We start from the raw sequence: 17663 nt of genomic DNA, 5'->3' as shown, positions 1-17663 counted from the left end.
ATCAGTTATGTTCGATTTTAAATCTGGAGATATATTCTTTTTTTCCCTTCGGTTTAATGTCGTCCAAACCCGTTAAATCTCTTGGAAGCTCCTTCAAATTCGGTGCATTGGTGACCCAGGAATACGGTTCAACGGCAAGCAGGTTTTCCTTGCCGCTCGCTGTGAATAACACCCATTGGGTAAATCCATCTGAAAGAGAGTAGAACATTTTGATGCCTTGGCCGGGGAGTTCAATGGCTGCCGTCCTGTTTTCGGTCATTAAGAAAACATCATCCATCGCCACTCCAGACAGGGAGGTTCCTTCTGAAAGATCTTTTTTGTTTGCGGCACTTTCCAACTCCCCTGTAGGAAGATGGCGCTCATTTAGCAGCCATTTTTCTTTTACATCAATAAATAATTTGGCTTCACGGGGGAATTGAAACGTTGTATGATAGCCGATTCCACAGGGCATAGGCGAGTCGCCGTTATTTGTAATTTCAGTCGTTTGTTTCACTTCGTTTCCCGCGGCCTCAATCGTCATCGTGATCGTAAAATCGTGAGGGAATTGATTGAGGATGTCCGGATGTTCAACTGATCGGAGCTGTGTTTTTAATCTCGGGTGGTTAGGATCTGAATCAAGCACGTGCCATTCCTTATCATGAACAAACCCATGGATATGAACATTCTCTTTCGGCCGGTTCATCGCCAACTCGTATTTCCTGCCGTTATAGTCAAACACAGCATCTTCAATTCGGTTTGGGGGGAATAGTACAGGTGTCCCGAACACCATCCTTCTCATTTCGTATTCCGCTCTGGTTTTTGGTGTTCTGAGTATTTCAGTGTTTGTCTTTTTATCAAGAATTGAAATCAGATTGCATCCTTGGGAAGGGAGAACAATCGCCTTTAGTTCCTCGTTTTCAATGGCATATGCCGTTTCATCCAAGAATTGGATCCTTTTCACACTCATTTAGAAACCTCCATCAAGTTCAGTGTCGATAGTAGTATTCCCTTATGCTGCTCAATACAAGCCTTTATCTGATCAGTCCATTGGATGGCCATAGGCTAAAAGTTAAGGAATGATCTTAAAACAGTTCAAAATATTTTCACAAGAACGTACGATTTGTGATCATGCTTCTCTTTCATCTATTATAATTTTGAAGAGTTGATCAAACCAAATGAAGAAGGGGTGGAAGAATGAAACTTAATCACCTTAATCTAACGGTTACGGATGTCTCAGCTGCACGGGGTTTTTTAGAAAAATATTTCGGTCTAACATGTAGAGCAAGCCGTGGGAATGGATTTGCGGTCTTGTTTGATGACGATGGTTTCGTATTTACCTTAATGAAGGGGAACGACGTTCAGTATCCAAAAACGTTTCACATTGGATTCGCCCAGGAAAATAAAGAATCAGTGGACCAAATCAATCAACGGTTAAAAGAGGATGGATTCGATGTAAAGCCTCCTCAACAGTTACATGGCTATACCTTTTATGTGGAGGCACCAGGAGGGTTTACAGTCGAAGTGCTTAGTCAATAGAAAGAATGATTGTTAAATATTCGTCAGCTGCCAATAAGGCAGCTTTTTCCATTTTAAACATAGAATTGTGAAGGGGATGAACCCGTCCATTTTTAAAAATAATGATACTTGTCCCTTTCTACAAACATTCGTACTGAATATAGTAACGTGAAAGGGGCTATATGATGTCTGAAAAAAGAAAAGAGTCATTAGACAGCTGTTATATCGGTCGAACTTGGGTTACTCCTGTAAGATCGACAAAGGATAACGTCCGCATCATCCGTAAAAGGAGAAACGATATAAGCGAATCATCAAGCAACAGTTCAAACATTATGAGCATTGAAATCGAACCAAGTAATATCAGTGAACCCATTGAGTCCAGCAGTTCCAGCAGTTCAAGTAACCCCAGATATTACTGGAGGTATGAATCATCAAGCTGGATGGCAACGGAATCCAGTACCCTTCCTAGCTCGAGTTATAACATGAAAAACGAATCAACAAGAAGCAGTTCCAGCAGCTCAAGGCGTTCCAGGAGATCTAGCAGCTCCAGCAGCAGCCCGAGTAGTTTTAGAGGTAACATTGATTCTATTATGGAAATGATGGGCAGCACCGGTTTTTTCTCTGAAATGGAAGATAGGGGACCAATAATGAACGATGAAACGTTCAATCCTACCCCAATCTGTAACTGTGGCCAGCCATTCAATGAATGGCCCATGATGGATGAAATGAACGATGAAATGTTCGGTAATACTCCAATCTGTAACTGTGGTCAGCCATTCAATGAATGGCCCATCATGGATGAAATGGAACAATCTCATCGGCTGCCTGAAGACGATAGGGACAATGAATACGGTATATACAGAGAGCAAGATATAGAGGGTTGTTTTTCTTCCGCAAACGATCAGACACAAAACGTCCCGGAGACGGCGGATAATGGCGATGACAAAGAATGGAGATCCAGCGGGCCTTTTGGAGACGTTGTGGAAACGATGGACGGCGATTACGACAACTGGAGGTCCTGTGGGTCTCATGGGGATGTTTATAGTATTTAATATCAAACAAGTTAAACCGACAGTAACCTGAGAAATTAATTTAAACCAATTTGTCATATGAGCCGGCGGCCTGTTCAGGGGCATTAGAGCATCTAGAAAAAAGCTGTTCAGCTGCAAGGAAATTTCACATTGTCCAACAAGGAATTAAGAAGACGCAAAATGTATAAAAACTAAGTTAGTTAGGTAAAAGATGATGAGCATAAAGGTATCGCAGGTAAAGATGAAGTTTTCGTACTATTTCCATTATCATCTATTATTTATTAATAAATAAAAGGAGAGGGAAGTATTGGCCGACCGCAATCGCAAAGAACAAATCATCGATAAAGCAGTAGGACTATTTGCGGAACTTGGATATTATAAAACAACTACAGCTATGGTTGCTAAAGCGGTAGGAGTAACACAACCATATGTGTTTCACTTTTTTTAAAATAAAGAGGAGCTTTTCAAAACAGTCGAACTGATCGAAACAAAGTATATGAAGCCATACAAGTATTGCGATGTTGGGTTCAGACAACAATTTAGTCACCCTAGGTCATCAACGTTAACACGTACGCAGCCCCCTGCGTTCCTGATAAAGTCCCGATGCCTGTTTATTTAAGGTTTTGGGGCTTTTTGAAAGAAAAGTAGTTAACAAAATAAAGGATATGTTAAGATAAGCTTGTCATTTGAGAAGATTTTATCCAAATAAGAGGAGGTTCTTTTTTATGCCAACCTACAATAAACTTGTCCGTGACAGAATACCGGAAGTTATAACAAGTACAGGAAAATCATTCAAAACTTCAATTTTGGATAAAGATGAATACATAAAAGAATTAAAGAAGAAATGCTATGAAGAGCTGGATGAATATGCATCTGCTCCCAACGATGAAAATGCAATTGAAGAGCTTGCTGATCTCCTAGAATTAATGCATTCATTGGCACGGATTCATGGGTCTGATATTTCCGAGGTGGAACGTGTACGCCAGCAAAAAGCAGAAAAACGCGGCGGTTTTGAAAAACGTATTTTCCTAGTGGATGTGGAAGATTAAATGCGCAATATTAAACTCGTAACTGGTAACCTGAGAGAACAGCTTACAGGCCTGCTGAATGAAGCCAGTTCCATTTATATCCTCACCTCTTTTATCATGAAATCTGGAGTCAGCTTGCTGGCTCCTTTTTTAAAAAAAGCGGTAAACAGAGGGGCAGAAGTGAAGATTTGCACAGGGGACTATTTATTTGTCACTCAGCCTGAGGCACTTGAAAGATTGATTGAAATTGATTCCAGAATAGAAATTCAGCTCTATCGAAGCAATGGACGATCTTTTCATCCCAAAGCTTATCTGTTTCAAAATACGGACGGTGATGGTTCATTTATTGTAGGTTCGTCCAATCTTTCCAATTCTGCCTTAACAAGCGGTGTGGAATGGAGCTTGATTATTAATAATGAAGTGGCTCAGGAAGTTTACCTCGAGGCTCTCGATGCATTTAGTAAGACCTTTCACCATGAACAAACAATTACTATTAATCAGGAAACCTTAAAAGATTACCGTACGGAATATGAGAAGTACCATGAAAGACATCCCAATTTGCTGCTGCAATGGACAAAATCAGAAGAAGAGGTTTTGACATTGCCAACCGTTAGTGGGCAACCGGAAATTATTAGGGAACCGCCAGTTTTATATCGACAGTTAACCCCACGGCCTGCTCAGCAGGAAGCTCTTGAGATGTTGAGCACAACACTTGAGGAAGGCTACAGTAAAGCCATGGTTGTGATGGCTACCGGATTGGGTAAAACATATCTCGCAGGCTTTTTTGCTCGAAAATTCAAGCGAATTCTTTTCATTGCACACCGTGAAGAAATATTGGGACAAGCTAAGAATTCTTTTCGCAATATTATGCCTGAACGCTCTATGGGTCTTTATTATGGAAGGGATAAAGAAGGTGACGCAGATTGCGTGTTTGCCTCTATTTATTCACTTGGAATCAATAGACATCTAGCAAGGTTTGAGCCGGGTGAATTTGATTTGATTATTGTAGATGAATTCCATCATGCAGCGGCAGGCTCTTATCAAAAAGTAATTGATTTTTTTAAGCCTAAATTCCTGCTCGGAATCACTGCGACGCCAGATCGAATGGATGGAAAGGATGTATATGCTATTTGTGATGGAAATGTTGCGTATCAGCTGCATTTTATTGAAGCCATTGAAAAGAAGTGGCTTGCTCCTTTTCATTATTACGGTATATATGATGACACAGACTTTTCCCAAATTACATGGCTGGGTACACGTTATGATGAAGAAGAACTGGCTTTGGTGCAGCTGCGTGATGATATGGCAGATAAAGTTTTGAAAGCATGGAAATCTTATAAACAATCAAGAACTATTGCCTTCTGCTCGTCGATCCGGCAGGCGAATTTTCTATCGGAGTATTTTAACCGACAAGGATATCAAACAGTAAGTCTAAACTCTAAAACAGTGGGCATTACACGCGGGGAAGCGATAAAGAGGTTGGATGAGGGAGCTCTCGATATGATCTTTACGGTAGATTTATTCAACGAGGGTGTTGATATTCCTTCGGTTGATACGCTTCTTTTTGTAAGGCCGACCGAATCACTTACTGTATTCACCCAGCAGGTTGGACGGGGATTGAGGCTGTTTGCCGGGAAAGATCATTGTGTCATTATTGATTTGATTGGAAACTATCGAAATGCGGACATTAAACTTCAACTGTTTAATACCGAACCTGGAAAAGAGAAAAATGGTAAGAAAGCCTCAATACCTGCTGTTCCTCCAGGCTGTGAATTGAATATTGAATTGGCCGCAGTTAATTTGCTCAATGAACTGAATCGTAAACGTCAGCCGAAGAAGGATAAACTTTTTTGGGATTACATTGAACTCAAAAAAGAGCTGGGAAGGCGTCCGACCTATTTGGAGCTTCATTTACATGGCAGATCAAACAGCAGGGAATACAGGCAGGAATTTAAATCTTATCCGGGTTTTCTGTATTGGGCAGATGAATTAACAGAAAAAGAAAAAAATGCTTTCTTGGAGAATGAAACCTGGCTAGTTGAAGTTGAGAGTACGGGTATGGCGAAAAGCTATAAAATGGTTGTTTTAAACTTTATGCTCAGCAAAGGCTTGGATAACTGGCTGGTTCCTGTTACACCAAATGAAGTTGCTCCATATTTCCATCGTTATATGACGGAAAAGGAATATCGGAAACGGATTGACTTCTCCGATAAAGCATCAAAACAGCTTTGGCAATATGACGAACAAAAAGTCAGCAAGCTTATTGCCAATATGCCAATGACTAAATGGAGCGGGAGTTCGAAAGGGTTAACCGCGTTTAATCAAGGTGTTTTTTCCATTAAGATTCAACTGCCAATCAATCATAATGAAATCGTTTTTGAGTGGACAAGACAGATATGTGAGTATAGGCTGCATGAACACTTTGAGAGAAAAGATGAGAACCTTAAATTACTTGTACATTAATGAAAAAACGCAGCCCTTAGCTGCGCTTTTTCATTAATCCTGTTCTTTAACCCCCGCACCCTCAATCTTCTCCACAAACATTAAAAATACATTCCGCTTCTCCTCAAGCTTCTTTAATTGCTGCTTGAGCTCGTTGTATTTTTCCTCGAATGGTTCCTGGTAGGTGGACTTGATGTTTCGGATCATTTCTTCGTTGATCGTGGATTGCAGGACTTGTTTGGTGATTCCGAATTTATAGGAATAAAGCTGAAGTTCGGTCTTTACTTTTTCGTACTCTTCATCGATTTCTCGCTTTTGGATCTCCATTTCTTCTTTCCACTCCAGCAGAGCTTCTTTTACATAAGGCTCCATGGCCTTGCCTCCTTCATGCGTCCTTTTTCAGCGTTGCTTTTTATGTACTCTATAACATATTTATAATGAAAAGCATGGTTTGTGGGGGTGAATGGGAGAGATGACCAAATATTTCCTTAGTTGAAGGGATTGGCTGTTTTTCCTTGAATACATAGGGGGTTGAGAATCTTTTTCCAAAGGGAGGCTTTCGGTATGGACCAAGCAAAGGAAATGTATGACTATCATGCCTGGGCAAACGCAAAAATTTTTGAACGCCTAAAAGAACTTCCAGAGGATTTATACAAAAAAGAATTAAAGCCAAGCATTTTTCCATCTCTTCAAACAGTGATGATCCACATTTATCTCACGGATTTATTGTGGCTGGAGGTTATGAACGGGAGAGACATGAAAGAAGTATGGGGTGACAATGATCAAATCCGATTGCAGGCAGATTCTTGTGCACTTCAGGAGATGGAAACGATGTACAACGAGCTTACCGAGAAATACAAAGCCTTTATCCAGCAAAACGATATGGAAAAAGTATTCACGGTTGATAATCCGTACGCTGGCCTGCTCGATACGACGCCAACCGAAACAATCTTCCATATCTCCACACACGGCAATTATCACCGTGGAAATGCAGCTGCCATGCTAAGACAGGAAGGGCATTCGTCTGTCATGCAGGATTACGGATTATACTTATATGTTTCAAGAAACGGATTTAAGAGCCCGGTATAATAAAATTATGTAGCCTTCTATCAATGGGAGGAAAAGGGAATGAAGGATGGAACCATTTCACTTCAAATCCGGCCGTGGACGGAGGCGGACAGGGATCTCGAGCTCCTGTATCAGTTGAATACATCTGAAATGACAAAGCATCTTGGCGGACCGGAGAGTGAGGAGTTCATCCTTGCCCGCCATAAGCGGTATCTGGAACTCGGTGACAGGGGTTGTATGTACACGGTCATCCTCAATCACGGTGAAACAGCAGGGTCTGTCGGTTACTGGGAAAGTGTCTGGGAGAATGAAACTGTTTATGAGATCGGCTGGAGTGTTCTGCCTGTCTTTCAGGGAAAAGGCATAGCCAGCCAAGCGGTTACTGCGGCCATTGAGGAAGCGAGATCTGAGAAAAAGCACAGATTTCTTCATGCCTTTCCATCTGTCAGCAACAAAGCTTCAAATGCCATTTGCCGCAAGCTGGGCTTTACCTTCGTGAATGAATGTCAGTTTGAATACCCTCCCGGCAGCATGATGCAGTGCAACAACTGGCGGCTGAATCTTGAATAGGCACATAAAAGAGCATCAGCATCGATGCTCTTTTTGTCGTTCAAATTATTCATGAGCATAGACCTTTGAATTCCCTTCCGGCCATTTCTTGATATACATCTCCGCTTGTCCATCTGTTCCGTCCACATATTTATTAATATTGTGGTATACGATACAGCCTTTGCTATCGAATCCGTGATTAGGAAGCTTGGTTCATAGCCAGTCGGATCTTCTTCTTCATAGGAGACCCAGCCATCCGGATTAAAAGGATCCTCCTCCATCAGCCGGCAGCTTCCTTCTTTCCTTTTTTTGCCCAGACAGAATTTAAACTGCTTCCGCATTGAGATTCTTGCTTTGTTTCGTAAAGCCATCACTGCCCTGGTAATCCCAGCCCGCATGCGCGGTTGTCGGAATCAGCATCGTAATAATAAAAAACACCGGAATCCAACCTGCCTTCTTCATCACTTTTGCACCTCCTCCTTTTGCAACGTAAGGGTATGAGGTTACGATGATTATTGGTTCGGCTTTTTGTGGTGTTTCATTGGACGAGATAGATTGGATACTTTCATTTTATTAAATATGAAGAAATTAGAAAAGCAACTTAGTGATCAAAAGGAGGATTTGGTAAAAGAATGTCAAAGTTTTGAATAACGAATAGATAGTGGAGGAAGAGTTATGAACAAGCAGATTATTGAATACATACAATCGATGGCCGCTGAAATTCACTTTTCAGGATCGGTATTCGTAAAGCAGGGAGACAAAATCCTGGCAGATTGTAGTTTTGGACTGGCGAACCGTTCGGAGATGATGACCAACGTAAGTGATACAAAGTTTGGAATTGCGTCGGGCAGTAAACTGTTTACGGCTATTGCGATTTGTCAGCTGGTTGAAGAGGGGCGAGTATCCTATCATTCTTTGTTGGGAGATTGTTTAAACCTGTTTTTCCCTCACTTTTCTCAGGAAATCAGCATCCATCAATTGCTGACTCATACTTCAGGTATTCCTGATTACTTTGATGAAGAAGTAATGGAAGATTACGAGGAACTATGGATCAACAAGCCGATGTATCATGTCCGTGGTCCGGAAGACCTTTTACCGTTCTTTCAAAATGAAAGGATGAAGCACTCTCCTGGAAGCGAGTTTCACTACAATAACGCGGGCTTTATCTTGCTTGGCTTGATCATTGAACAAGTAAGCGGAATGTCGTTCACCGACTATGTAGAGAAAAATATATTTCAGAGAGTCGGACTGGATGCTGGTTACTTCGAAACAGACAGGCTGCCGTCGAAAACTGCTTTAGGCTATATCGATCAAAGCGATGGAAGCTGGAAGACGAATATATTCTCGTTGCCGGCAAAAGGAGGACCAGACGGCGGGGCCTATACAACGGCCTGTGGGATGATTCAGTTATGGGAGGCATTAACAGAAGGGAGGTTGTTGGATAAAAAGACCGTTCAACAGCTGCTTACCCCTCATACGATGGTTGATGACTCTACTGCCTATGGATATGGAATCTGGATGAAGACTGAAAACCATGCAGTGACGAAATACATTTTGATGGGCTACGACCCAGGTGTGAATTTTCGGGCCGCTTTCCATAAGCATTCCTCACTCAGCATCTCTGTTTGCAGTAATCAGTCAGGGGGTGCGTTTGAAATGATCAAAGGTATTGAGAGTGAAGTGATGAAAGAGATCACGTCTTAAGTACGAGCAGTGCTATTCCATCGGGATGGACTGCTTTTTATTTTATTGGTATTATTTGGGTTTTGGTTTGAAGGAAGGGGAATAAGGAAGTGGGAGTTTTTAGTAAATTAGTCACTATAATCAGCATTCTTTCTTTTTTACAATAGAAAGAGAGAAGAAAGGCAGGAGAGAAAAGTAATGAGTCGTGTAAATGTGAAACCGGATGAACTCAAAGCACTCGCTTCCGATGTCGGCAAGCTAGTCGAACAAAGCAAAGAAATCAAAGCTCAATTACAATTAAATTATGATTCCATGCAGAGCCTTGGCCAGGGGATAAATCTATCAGCGATCAGTCCGCTTTATAACAGCCTGGTCCAACAGATGGAGCATTATGGTACACTTTTACATAGCGCACAGGATGCCGTGAAGAAAACGGAAACTAAGTTTCGTGAGGCGGATCAGCAGTTGTTTAGTGCCGACGGCTTTACTAGTTTCTTGAGTGGTACTTTATTTGCTACAGTAAGGCAAGGGGTTTCTAATGTAAGTAAAAGTATTAAATATGGAAGGGTTTCTACTGCATTAACGATTAGCCAGTATCTTAAGTGGAAATATGATTTCAAAACTCTTTTTGACCCAGCCGGCCGAAAGGGAAGAGGAGCGTATACCTTATCCGCGCTAAATAATAAAGATTTAGTAACAGTAGCCAAGATGCTAAAGCTAAATAAAGACGATGATGCTTTCATGAAATATATTCGGAATGGTTTTAAGTTTAATGATTTAAAAACGACTAAATCACAAATAAAAAAAGCAAAGGCAACGATCTATAAATTACCGGATTTTGTAGCACATCAAGAGTTTAAAAAAGATCTTGGAAAAATTGGATTTACTAAAGCTTTCGGGAAACAAGCATTGAATGGCTTTAAATCATCGTATGCCGACAGTTTGAAAAATCTCAATCCAGCAAAATGGAAATCAACCTTTAAAGAGGTTGGAAAAGTTGGAAAAGCAGTAAAAGGATTAGCTGTGGTAGGATCTGCATTATCCGTTGCCGGTAATGTCATAGAATCACAAAAAGACGGCTGGCAAGGTATGGATGCGGCTGATATCGTTACAGATTCAGCAGTAGATATTGGTTCAATTGCTGCTTCAGCCGGTGCCGGAGCTGCTGTAGGCTCGTTAATTGTACCACCTGTCGGAACGGTGGTCGGCGCGGGTGTGGGTATTGCTGCCTCCTTTGCAATGAATTATAAATCGGACTTCCTTGGAGGAGAGAGCATTGTTAGCGGCACGAAAAAAGCGATAAAGGGAGTAACACATAAGATTGCTTCTGTTTTCTGGTAGAATTACTCGTTAATTATTAAGGTGGAGAAATATATGTGGAACATTAAAGAAGAAGACTTATCTGAATTTAAAGTTACATCCAAAAATCGGCTTAATCCTGTTAATAATGTTTCATTTATGTATGGAACGATCATTTGGAGTTCCATGGTTATGTTTTTTATTATTCTTGGGTTAGTTAGATTTGGCTGGGCTGCTTTTCCAACTGCTTTTGAAAAGATAGTAGTTATTGTTGAGCTTTTGTTTTACAGCTTGCAGATCGTCTTATTATTCTTCTATTCAAAACCAAAGAGGTTTATAAAGTTTCAAAAGTCGCTTTCAAAAGTGACCTTGTTTTATTCTTTTCAACTCGCAACTATTGGATTTGTGGCGGTAGTGATTCATAAAGTTTTTGATTTTCCAACTGATTCTCTTACATTAGTCTATGTTGGATTACTCATAGCGGGCGGAATAATGACTCATATTGTATGTACCCTAAATACTTTTAAACTAGCTGAAAATGGAGCTTTTAATGAGGGAGAGAACTCTTCTGGATTTTTCAATAAAACCATTATTTATACGGTTATTGCAGCCTTAGTTTATACCTTCGTTTTATTGATCTTAATTTATGTACATAACTTTGGTGAAACTTCATTGGGGAATATGATTTTTTACTTTGTTCTATCGGTCATACTTTATGGTGTTGCTGTAGGTACAGCTGAATTTCATTTGTTGTCCTACTGCAAACGTAAATTCCCTTCTTTCAACATAACTTGGCAAGAATATCAGCGTGAGAATAGAGCCATGAAAAAAAACACAATCGAAAAGCAAATAAAAAGAAGAAACTAAGTAGTGAGAGCAGGAGAGGAGTGGTCTTATTGAAAGTTCAATATAAATCTTTATCGCTATTAAACTTAATCAGTATTACTCACGTGGTGAAAAAAGAGGAATGGCTGCTTCCGGCTATCGCTCTAAGGAGCCAGGTCGTAAACAATGGAATCTATCCCGTAGGGCCTGTTCTTTTCAAATTCAAGGCCTTAGAGGATGATACTGATTCTGCGAAATTCACATACTTTGTACCTGTGAATGACCGAGTAGAAATAGACAAAGGTTCGGCCTATAATTATATTGACGCTTTAGTCATTGAGGAAGCTTTATGCGTTCGTTTTACAGATGAAGACGGTAGCATAGAAGAAGTGTATCAATTGATTCAAGAGACTGCGGAAAAGAATCGTATTACACTCGATCCAAGCTTTTATCATGTTTGTTTGGATGTATTTGGAGAAACATGGCTGGATGTCTATGCACCTATTGTAGAAGTAGGTGAGCCCGCCCTATGATAGCTGAAGATCAAAGCATAACCTACTCCAATGTGGTATCAAAGGAATATTTCTTCCATTACAGTGAGATGGAGGACGTAATTAAGGATCTATTATCAGAAATTGCAAAAGTCCATTTAACGATAAAGGGACCCATGTTTTACGCGTTAAAAAATATACCGACAGATGAAAACATGTATATTGAATTGTTCATGCCTGTTCATGAAGATAAAATTCCTTCCTCTGAATCTCTTACCTTTAGAAGCTATTATTATGTAGATGAGATGCTTATGAAGCGTTTTACAGGGAATTACGAAACCTTAACGGAGTTTGTCTATGCTGAGTTGTTTCAATATATGGTAGATAACAAATTGAATTTAGCATCACCTATCTATCATATCTTTGGAGGTGATGAATCCATTCAGTATGTCGACGTAAAGATTTCGGTGTTTAGTGAGGAATAAATAAAAATATAAAAAAATTCTTATTGAAGTATAAATCACCCTGATTTTTCCCACCAAGAGATATCAGGGTTTTTTATGAACTCTAACCTAAAGGAGGTTTTTTAGATGAAACCACGAGTTACGGTTATTACGTTAGGTGTCAATGATTTGGAACGGTCAGTAAAATTCTATCGGGACGGATTGGGATTTCAGACAGAAGGAATTATCGGAACAGAGTTTGAGCATGGCGCGGTGGCTTTCTTTGACTTGGAATCAGGGATAAAGCTCGCCGTTTGGAATCGGGCGGATCTTGCACATGAAGCGAAAGTTGTTCAGGGTACGCCAAACCCAGCAGAATTCACGCTGGGCCACAATGTGGGCAGCAAGGAAGAAGTGGACAAGGTGATGGTAGAGACTGAAAGAGCAGGTGCTGTGATCACCGACCCGCCGCATGACGCGTTCTGGGGCGGATACTCAGGGCATTTCCAAGATCCTGATGGCCACTTGTGGGAAGTCGTCTGGAATCCAGCGTGGGAGATTGGGGAGTAACTTTAAATAAAGGGAGGTCATGAAGATTGGCTAGCAAAAGGAAGTAAGGCTTTGAAAATGTGCCTAAAGCGTTTTTTAATTTATTAACAGGTAAATTTAGGAAAACAGCAGGTTAAGGTAAGTGCACCCTCCCACTAATTAAAAATCGGTCTCTGGGACTGATTTACACGACAAAATGTGTAAAGTCAGCTCAGCGGCCTTTTTTTTGTCTCTAGAGCTGATACCAGAATCTGGTCAGCTCCTTCTGCAAAATATTTATCATTATTTTCTCTATATTTGTGGTATTCTAAAAGTCGGGATTTATTTTACATAATAGGGGAGGATTACGATGAAAAAACTAAGTGTAGTCGGTCTGGTCTTGATCCTGTCACTGCTGTTAGCGGCATGTGGCGGAGGTAAAGAAGACGCCAAAAACAAGGAGTATAAAGTTGGGGTTGATACCACCTACCCTCCGTTTGAGTTTGAAGAAAACGGTAAACAAAAAGGGATCGATATTGATTTGATCACTGAGATCGCTAAGAAAGAAGGCTTTAAAATCAAATTGGAGCCGATGGATTTTAAAGGGATTATCCCTGCCCTTCAAGCCAATGAGCTTGACATTGCCATTGCGGGTATGAGCATTACGGAAGAAAGAAAAAAAGTGGTGGATTTCTCAGATCCTTACTTTAAGGCCGGACTTACTCTTGTCGTAGCTAAGAACAACAATAACATTACAACCCCGGATGATCTGAAAGGAAAAACCATTGCGGTTAAAAAAGGAACAACCGGTGCCAAGTTTGCCGAAGACCTGGCGAAAAAGAAAAATGCTAAGGTTGTTCAATTTAACGACAGCCCTTCCATGTTCCAGGAAGTTGCCAATGGCAATGCCGATGTGCTGATTGAAGATTATCCGGTTGTAGCCTATGCGATTGCACAGAAGGATCTTGGCCTAAAGATTGTAGGCGACCGCTTAAATGGTGACCAATACGGTATTGCCGTACTGAAAGGCGAGAACGAAGAAGTGCTGAAAAAGATCAACAAAGGTCTTAAAGATTTAAAGAAAAGCGGCAAATACGACGAAATCGTCAAAAAATATTTAAAAGAATAGTAGGTTAGTCCAATACGACGCGCTTTTAGCGCGCCGTATTTTTGAAAGGAGAAAATGTTATGGATGCAATTAGTAAAGCAATGCCTTATTTGCTGGAAGGGCTTCAAGTTACTGTCTATATATTTATCGCATCACTTATTTTAGGGTTGATCATCGGCCTGATCATGGCGCTGCTTCGTCTTTCGCCGGTTAAACCATTGAATTGGATCGCTAAAATTTACATTGATGCCATCCGAGGTACACCCATTCTGGTGCAATTGTTTTTTATCTATTTTGGGCTTAACTCTTTCGAATGGATTTCCATGGACAAGACAACAGCAGGAATTGTAACGGTTGGCCTTAATGCTGGCGCGTACTTTGCTGAAATTATCCGGGCCGGTATTCAATCCATCGATAAAGGGCAAACCGAAGCGGCTCGCTCTCTCGGGTTAACGGGATCTCAGAACATGCGTTTCATCGTTTTGCCGCAGGCGGTCAGAAGAATGCTGCCGACCTTTACAAACCAAGCCATTATTAGCTTAAAGGATACTTCCCTGTTATCGATCATTGGAATTGCCGATCTGACACAGCAAGGCGAAGTTGCCACATCGGCTACCTTTGAGGCTTTTAAAATCTGGTTTGTTGTTGGCGTCATCTACTTTATATTAATCTATCTTCTTTCCCTGCTGGCGAACTTCCTCGAGAGGAGATTTGAATTAAGATGAGCATCATCCAAGTGAGCAATCTAAAGAAATCTTTCGGAACGTTAGAAGTTTTAAAAGATATCAATGCAGAAATTCAAGAAAAAGAAGTAGTTTGTGTGATTGGTCCTTCAGGCTCAGGAAAGAGTACGTTCCTCCGCTGCCTTAATAAATTGGAGGATATTACGGACGGACAAGTCATCATCAGAGGCCAGGACATTACGGATCCGAAAATTAATATTAATAAAGTAAGACAGGATATCGGAATGGTGTTTCAAAGCTTTAACCTTTTTCCGCACATGACGGTCCTTGAGAATGTAACACTTGCACCTATTAAAGTACGTTCGGTGTCCAAGGCGGTTTCGAATGAAAAAGGTATGGAGCTGCTGGCAAAGGTCGGACTAAAAGAAAAAGCAAACAGCTATCCAGGCGAATTGTCAGGCGGTCAGAAACAGCGTGTGGCGATTGCGAGGGCGCTTGCGATGAACCCAAAAATCATGCTGTTTGATGAGCCGACGTCTGCTCTCGATCCCGAAATGGTAGGGGAAGTATTAGAAGTCATGAAACAATTAGCCCAAGAAGGGATGACCATGGTCGTGGTGACACACGAAATGGGTTTTGCCCGCGAGGTGGGCGACCGTGTGTTATTCATGGACGGCGGCTATATTGTTGAAGAGAACGTGCCAAGTGAATTGTTTGGAAACCCTCAGCATGACAGAACCAAATCCTTTTTAAGCAAAGTGTTATAACGATAGGAAGCTCCAAATATACAAAGAACCCTGTTTAAAGTTTAAACAGGGTTCTTTTTGTATAAAAAAATAATAAGACAATGAATTTACACTATCCTATAAGTATGTCCAAGTTTTAGTGAGTACTTGAAGCTATTTGAATTTTTTGAACCAGAGGCGTCTTTTATTTAGAGCCGTTTTGTAAATCAATAGGGTGTACCAGCCCAAACCTTTACTAGATTTTTTACATAGAATAATAGTGAGAATGAGATTAGTCTTTTCTCAAGTTACTAGCGGGGAGTGTTTGGCAGATGGTTAAAATCTTTATTGACCCTGGGCATGGCGGCAGTGATACAGGAGCCATCGGCAATGGCCTTCAGGAGAAGAATCTCACCCTGCAGATTGCTACACGGATCAAAAATATTCTGTTGGTTGAATATAATAATGTGGAAGTGAAGATGAGCCGAACGAGTGATGAATTCGTCTCGTTAGATGAAAGAACCGATGCAGCCAACAACTGGGATGCCGATTATTTTCTATCCATTCATATCAATGCAGGCGGCGGGACAGGCTTTGAAAGTTATATTTATCCCGGCACAAGTGCACCAACCACAACTTACCGCACTAACATTCACGATGCCGTCATCGACTTAGCGGATTTCAGGGACCGCGGTAAGAAAACGGCAGATTTTCATGTGCTCCGGGAATCGAACATGCCGGCGGTGCTGACAGAAAATGGATTTATCGATACGCCAGCAGATGCCACAAAATTAAAATCCAGTTCTTTTATTAGCAGCATTGCACGTGCTCATGTGAATGGGATCGTGAAAAGCTTCAGACTTACCAAAAAGCCAACAGCGGTATATCATACCGTCATCAAAGGGGATACTGTTTATTCCTTGAGCAAGACCTATAGCACCTCAGTAACCAAAATCAAGCAATGGAACAACCTGGACAGTGACTACACGATCTATGTAGGACAAAGCCTGCGGGTGAAATAACACAAAAAGAACCTGGTATAGACACCGGGTTCCTTTTCATCTTATGAATAAACAACATCCTTCTCCAGCGATTCTTTAAACAGGCCAGTCATTACCGAGATTCCGCTCTCGATCTGTTCAATCGTCGGATGGCTAAAGTTTAGTCTCAATGTATTCGCTTTTGGCAAGGTGGCGAAGAACGGTTCGCCAGGTACATACGCAACACCTCGGGAGACTGCTTCCGGCAGAAGAAGCGTCGTATTTACATGTTCGTCGAGCTCAACCCAGAAGAACATGCCGCCCTTTGGTTTCGTAAATTTCAATCCTGGAAGGTTGGCTTCTTCCAAACAGCGGTACATGACGTTCATCCGTGTCTCATATTCGGTGATCAGGCGGTTGATATGGCCATCCATATCAAATCCTGTACAGAAATGATAGAGGGCCTGCTGAGACAGAGAGTTGGAATGAAGATCATTTGCCTGTTTGGCCTGCGACATCATGCGGACAATTTGGAACGGCCCGGCGACCCAGCCCGTACGAAGCGCGGGTACGGCCGTTTTGGAAAAGGTGCTCGTGTACAGGACACAGGTTCCATCGTCCAATGCAGCAAGCGGAGTGTATGTTTCCTCGCGGTTGAACTGAAGGTCGCCGTACGGATCGTCTTCCAGGACAACGATTTTATGCTTATGTGCCGCATGAAGCAGCTGTTTTCTGCGTTCGAGAGACCAGACCTTTCCAGCAGGGTTGGAGAAGGTAGGAACGACGTATATGCATTTTGGGTTGTATTCCTTGATTTTATGGGCCAAGTCTTCAGGAATCATGCCGTCCTCATCCGAAGCGACACCAATGACACGTGCTTCATAGGATTTAAACACTTGAAGGGCTGCTAGATACGTAGGGTCTTCCGTCAGGATGACGTCCCCTGGATTCAGCATGACACGGGAAAACAAGTCGATGACCTGCTGCGAACCGGTCGTGAGCATCACGTCCTTGGTGGTGTAGTTCTTGATCCCTTTTCGAGCCATTCGCTCAATGATCACTTCACGAAGCGGCAGGTATCCTTCCGTTTCCATATATTGGAGTGCGTGTCTTCCAGATGCAAACACTTTGGCAAAGGCTTCTTCAATGCCTTCCAATGGAAACAGCTGATCATCCGGCAGGCCGCCGGCAAATGAAATGACGCCTTCCTGGTTTACAACTTTTAAAATATCTCTCACGGCAGATGATTGTAATGAATAAATACGGTTGGCAAATGAGTACTTCAA

20 protein-coding genes and 1 pseudogene are annotated in these 17663 nt (G+C 41.5%); 17 read left to right on the top strand and 4 right to left on the bottom strand.

The window, feature by feature from the left end; translation table 11 throughout:
• Window position 1: 1 nt before the first annotated feature.
• The gene (locus QYF49_RS14020) at window positions 2-946 is read right to left on the bottom strand and encodes an aldose 1-epimerase (protein WP_290400186.1); all 945 of its coding nucleotides are present in this window, start codon (window positions 944-946) and stop codon (window positions 2-4) included.
• A 227-nt stretch (window positions 947-1173) separates the two neighbouring features.
• Here QYF49_RS14020 and QYF49_RS14015 point away from each other — a divergent pair, with 227 nt between their 5' ends.
• From QYF49_RS14015 to QYF49_RS13995, 5 genes and pseudogenes are all read left to right on the top strand, one after another.
• Window positions 1174-1515, top strand: coding sequence for a VOC family protein (locus QYF49_RS14015; protein WP_290400185.1), 342 nt, complete (start codon window positions 1174-1176; stop codon window positions 1513-1515).
• A 626-nt stretch (window positions 1516-2141) separates the two neighbouring features.
• Complete coding sequence (locus QYF49_RS14010) at window positions 2142-2546, top strand: hypothetical protein (RefSeq protein WP_290400184.1); 405 nt, start codon at window positions 2142-2144, stop codon at window positions 2544-2546.
• Between the two features lie 286 nt (window positions 2547-2832).
• Window positions 2833-2970: pseudogene (locus QYF49_RS14005) on the top strand (TetR/AcrR family transcriptional regulator); the annotation flags it as partial.
• 280 nt (window positions 2971-3250) lie between these two features.
• On the top strand, window positions 3251-3574 hold the full coding sequence (locus QYF49_RS14000; protein WP_290400183.1) for a nucleoside triphosphate pyrophosphohydrolase: 324 nt from the start codon (window positions 3251-3253) through the stop codon (window positions 3572-3574).
• Window positions 3575-6016: a DEAD/DEAH box helicase family protein gene (locus QYF49_RS13995; RefSeq protein ID WP_290400182.1), complete on the top strand. Its 2442-nt coding sequence runs from the start codon at window positions 3575-3577 to the stop codon at window positions 6014-6016.
• Between the two features lie 33 nt (window positions 6017-6049).
• On the opposite strand, the gene QYF49_RS13990 is transcribed toward QYF49_RS13995, so the two are convergent.
• On the bottom strand, window positions 6050-6367 hold the full coding sequence (locus QYF49_RS13990; RefSeq protein ID WP_290400181.1) for a hypothetical protein: 318 nt from the start codon (window positions 6365-6367) through the stop codon (window positions 6050-6052).
• Window positions 6368-6559: 192 nt separating this feature from the next.
• On the opposite strand from QYF49_RS13990, the gene QYF49_RS13985 reads away from it, so the two are divergent.
• Both QYF49_RS13985 and QYF49_RS13980 read left to right on the top strand, forming a co-directional pair.
• Window positions 6560-7084 carry a DinB family protein gene (locus QYF49_RS13985; RefSeq protein ID WP_290400180.1) on the top strand — a complete coding sequence of 175 codons (525 nt, stop codon included), beginning with the start codon at window positions 6560-6562 and terminating at the stop codon, window positions 7082-7084.
• 39 nt (window positions 7085-7123) lie between these two features.
• Window positions 7124-7633 carry a GNAT family N-acetyltransferase gene (locus tag QYF49_RS13980; protein WP_290400179.1) on the top strand — a complete coding sequence of 170 codons (510 nt, stop codon included), beginning with the start codon at window positions 7124-7126 and terminating at the stop codon, window positions 7631-7633.
• 303 nt (window positions 7634-7936) lie between these two features.
• Here QYF49_RS13980 and QYF49_RS13975 read toward each other — a convergent pair whose 3' ends face one another.
• Entirely contained in the window at window positions 7937-8077 is a 141-nt protein-coding gene (locus QYF49_RS13975) for a hypothetical protein (protein WP_290400178.1), read from the bottom strand.
• A 210-nt stretch (window positions 8078-8287) separates the two neighbouring features.
• On the opposite strand from QYF49_RS13975, the gene QYF49_RS13970 reads away from it, so the two are divergent.
• The 10 genes from QYF49_RS13970 to QYF49_RS13925 all read left to right on the top strand — a co-directional run bounded on the left by QYF49_RS13970 (window position 8288) and on the right by QYF49_RS13925 (window position 16419).
• The gene (locus tag QYF49_RS13970; RefSeq protein ID WP_290400177.1) at window positions 8288-9316 is read left to right on the top strand and encodes a serine hydrolase domain-containing protein; all 1029 of its coding nucleotides are present in this window, start codon (window positions 8288-8290) and stop codon (window positions 9314-9316) included.
• A gap of 177 nt (window positions 9317-9493) precedes the next feature.
• Complete coding sequence (locus QYF49_RS13965; protein WP_290400176.1) at window positions 9494-10636, top strand: WXG100 family type VII secretion target; 1143 nt, start codon at window positions 9494-9496, stop codon at window positions 10634-10636.
• Between the two features lie 33 nt (window positions 10637-10669).
• Window positions 10670-11461 (top strand): hypothetical protein, encoded by a 792-nt coding sequence (locus QYF49_RS13960; protein ID WP_290400175.1) that lies wholly within the window; start codon window positions 10670-10672, stop codon window positions 11459-11461.
• A 29-nt stretch (window positions 11462-11490) separates the two neighbouring features.
• On the top strand, window positions 11491-11952 hold the full coding sequence (locus QYF49_RS13955) for a DUF5085 family protein (protein WP_290400174.1): 462 nt from the start codon (window positions 11491-11493) through the stop codon (window positions 11950-11952).
• Window positions 11949-12395: a DUF5085 family protein gene (locus QYF49_RS13950; protein WP_290400173.1), complete on the top strand. Its 447-nt coding sequence runs from the start codon at window positions 11949-11951 to the stop codon at window positions 12393-12395. The genes QYF49_RS13955 and QYF49_RS13950 overlap by 4 nt, the downstream gene beginning before the upstream one ends.
• Window positions 12396-12500: 105 nt before the next feature.
• Entirely contained in the window at window positions 12501-12923 is a 423-nt protein-coding gene (locus tag QYF49_RS13945; protein WP_290400172.1) for a VOC family protein, read from the top strand.
• Between the two features lie 328 nt (window positions 12924-13251).
• Entirely contained in the window at window positions 13252-14010 is a 759-nt protein-coding gene (locus tag QYF49_RS13940; RefSeq protein ID WP_290400171.1) for a transporter substrate-binding domain-containing protein, read from the top strand.
• A gap of 59 nt (window positions 14011-14069) precedes the next feature.
• Complete coding sequence (locus QYF49_RS13935; protein ID WP_290400170.1) at window positions 14070-14714, top strand: amino acid ABC transporter permease; 645 nt, start codon at window positions 14070-14072, stop codon at window positions 14712-14714.
• Complete coding sequence (locus tag QYF49_RS13930) at window positions 14711-15439, top strand: amino acid ABC transporter ATP-binding protein (protein WP_290400169.1); 729 nt, start codon at window positions 14711-14713, stop codon at window positions 15437-15439. Before QYF49_RS13935 ends, QYF49_RS13930 begins: the two co-directional genes overlap by 4 nt.
• A gap of 290 nt (window positions 15440-15729) precedes the next feature.
• Window positions 15730-16419, top strand: a complete 690-nt coding sequence (locus QYF49_RS13925) for an N-acetylmuramoyl-L-alanine amidase (protein ID WP_290400168.1) — start codon at window positions 15730-15732, stop codon at window positions 16417-16419.
• A gap of 41 nt (window positions 16420-16460) precedes the next feature.
• Here QYF49_RS13925 and QYF49_RS13920 read toward each other — a convergent pair whose 3' ends face one another.
• Entirely contained in the window at window positions 16461-17663 is a 1203-nt protein-coding gene (locus tag QYF49_RS13920) for an aminotransferase-like domain-containing protein (protein WP_290400167.1), read from the bottom strand.

The sequence above is a fragment of the Fictibacillus terranigra genome (assembly GCF_030412265.1).
Lineage (GTDB): Bacteria > Bacillota > Bacilli > Bacillales > Fictibacillaceae > Fictibacillus_C > Fictibacillus_C terrinigri.
Note: the sequence above shows the minus strand (reverse complement) of the source record. Positions and strands in the feature narration are given on the sequence as shown.

Excerpts from the sequence above, each read along its gene's own strand:
- QYF49_RS14020 (WP_290400186.1), bottom strand. The coding sequence starts at position 946 with ATGAGTGTGAAAAGGATCCAATTCTTGGATGAAACGGCATATGCCATT.
- QYF49_RS14015 (WP_290400185.1), top strand. The coding sequence starts at position 1,174 with ATGAAACTTAATCACCTTAATCTAACGGTTACGGATGTCTCAGCTGCA.
- QYF49_RS14010 (WP_290400184.1), top strand. The coding sequence starts at position 2,142 with ATGAACGATGAAACGTTCAATCCTACCCCAATCTGTAACTGTGGCCAG.
- QYF49_RS14000 (WP_290400183.1), top strand. The coding sequence starts at position 3,251 with ATGCCAACCTACAATAAACTTGTCCGTGACAGAATACCGGAAGTTATA.
- QYF49_RS13995 (WP_290400182.1), top strand. The coding sequence starts at position 3,575 with ATGCGCAATATTAAACTCGTAACTGGTAACCTGAGAGAACAGCTTACA.
- QYF49_RS13990 (WP_290400181.1), bottom strand. The coding sequence starts at position 6,367 with ATGGAGCCTTATGTAAAAGAAGCTCTGCTGGAGTGGAAAGAAGAAATG.
- QYF49_RS13985 (WP_290400180.1), top strand. The coding sequence starts at position 6,560 with ATGGACCAAGCAAAGGAAATGTATGACTATCATGCCTGGGCAAACGCA.
- QYF49_RS13980 (WP_290400179.1), top strand. The coding sequence starts at position 7,124 with ATGAAGGATGGAACCATTTCACTTCAAATCCGGCCGTGGACGGAGGCG.
- QYF49_RS13970 (WP_290400177.1), top strand. The coding sequence starts at position 8,288 with ATGAACAAGCAGATTATTGAATACATACAATCGATGGCCGCTGAAATT.
- QYF49_RS13965 (WP_290400176.1), top strand. The coding sequence starts at position 9,494 with ATGAGTCGTGTAAATGTGAAACCGGATGAACTCAAAGCACTCGCTTCC.
- QYF49_RS13960 (WP_290400175.1), top strand. The coding sequence starts at position 10,670 with ATGTGGAACATTAAAGAAGAAGACTTATCTGAATTTAAAGTTACATCC.
- QYF49_RS13950 (WP_290400173.1), top strand. The coding sequence starts at position 11,949 with ATGATAGCTGAAGATCAAAGCATAACCTACTCCAATGTGGTATCAAAG.
- QYF49_RS13945 (WP_290400172.1), top strand. The coding sequence starts at position 12,501 with ATGAAACCACGAGTTACGGTTATTACGTTAGGTGTCAATGATTTGGAA.
- QYF49_RS13940 (WP_290400171.1), top strand. The coding sequence starts at position 13,252 with ATGAAAAAACTAAGTGTAGTCGGTCTGGTCTTGATCCTGTCACTGCTG.
- QYF49_RS13935 (WP_290400170.1), top strand. The coding sequence starts at position 14,070 with ATGGATGCAATTAGTAAAGCAATGCCTTATTTGCTGGAAGGGCTTCAA.
- QYF49_RS13930 (WP_290400169.1), top strand. The coding sequence starts at position 14,711 with ATGAGCATCATCCAAGTGAGCAATCTAAAGAAATCTTTCGGAACGTTA.
- QYF49_RS13925 (WP_290400168.1), top strand. The coding sequence starts at position 15,730 with ATGGTTAAAATCTTTATTGACCCTGGGCATGGCGGCAGTGATACAGGA.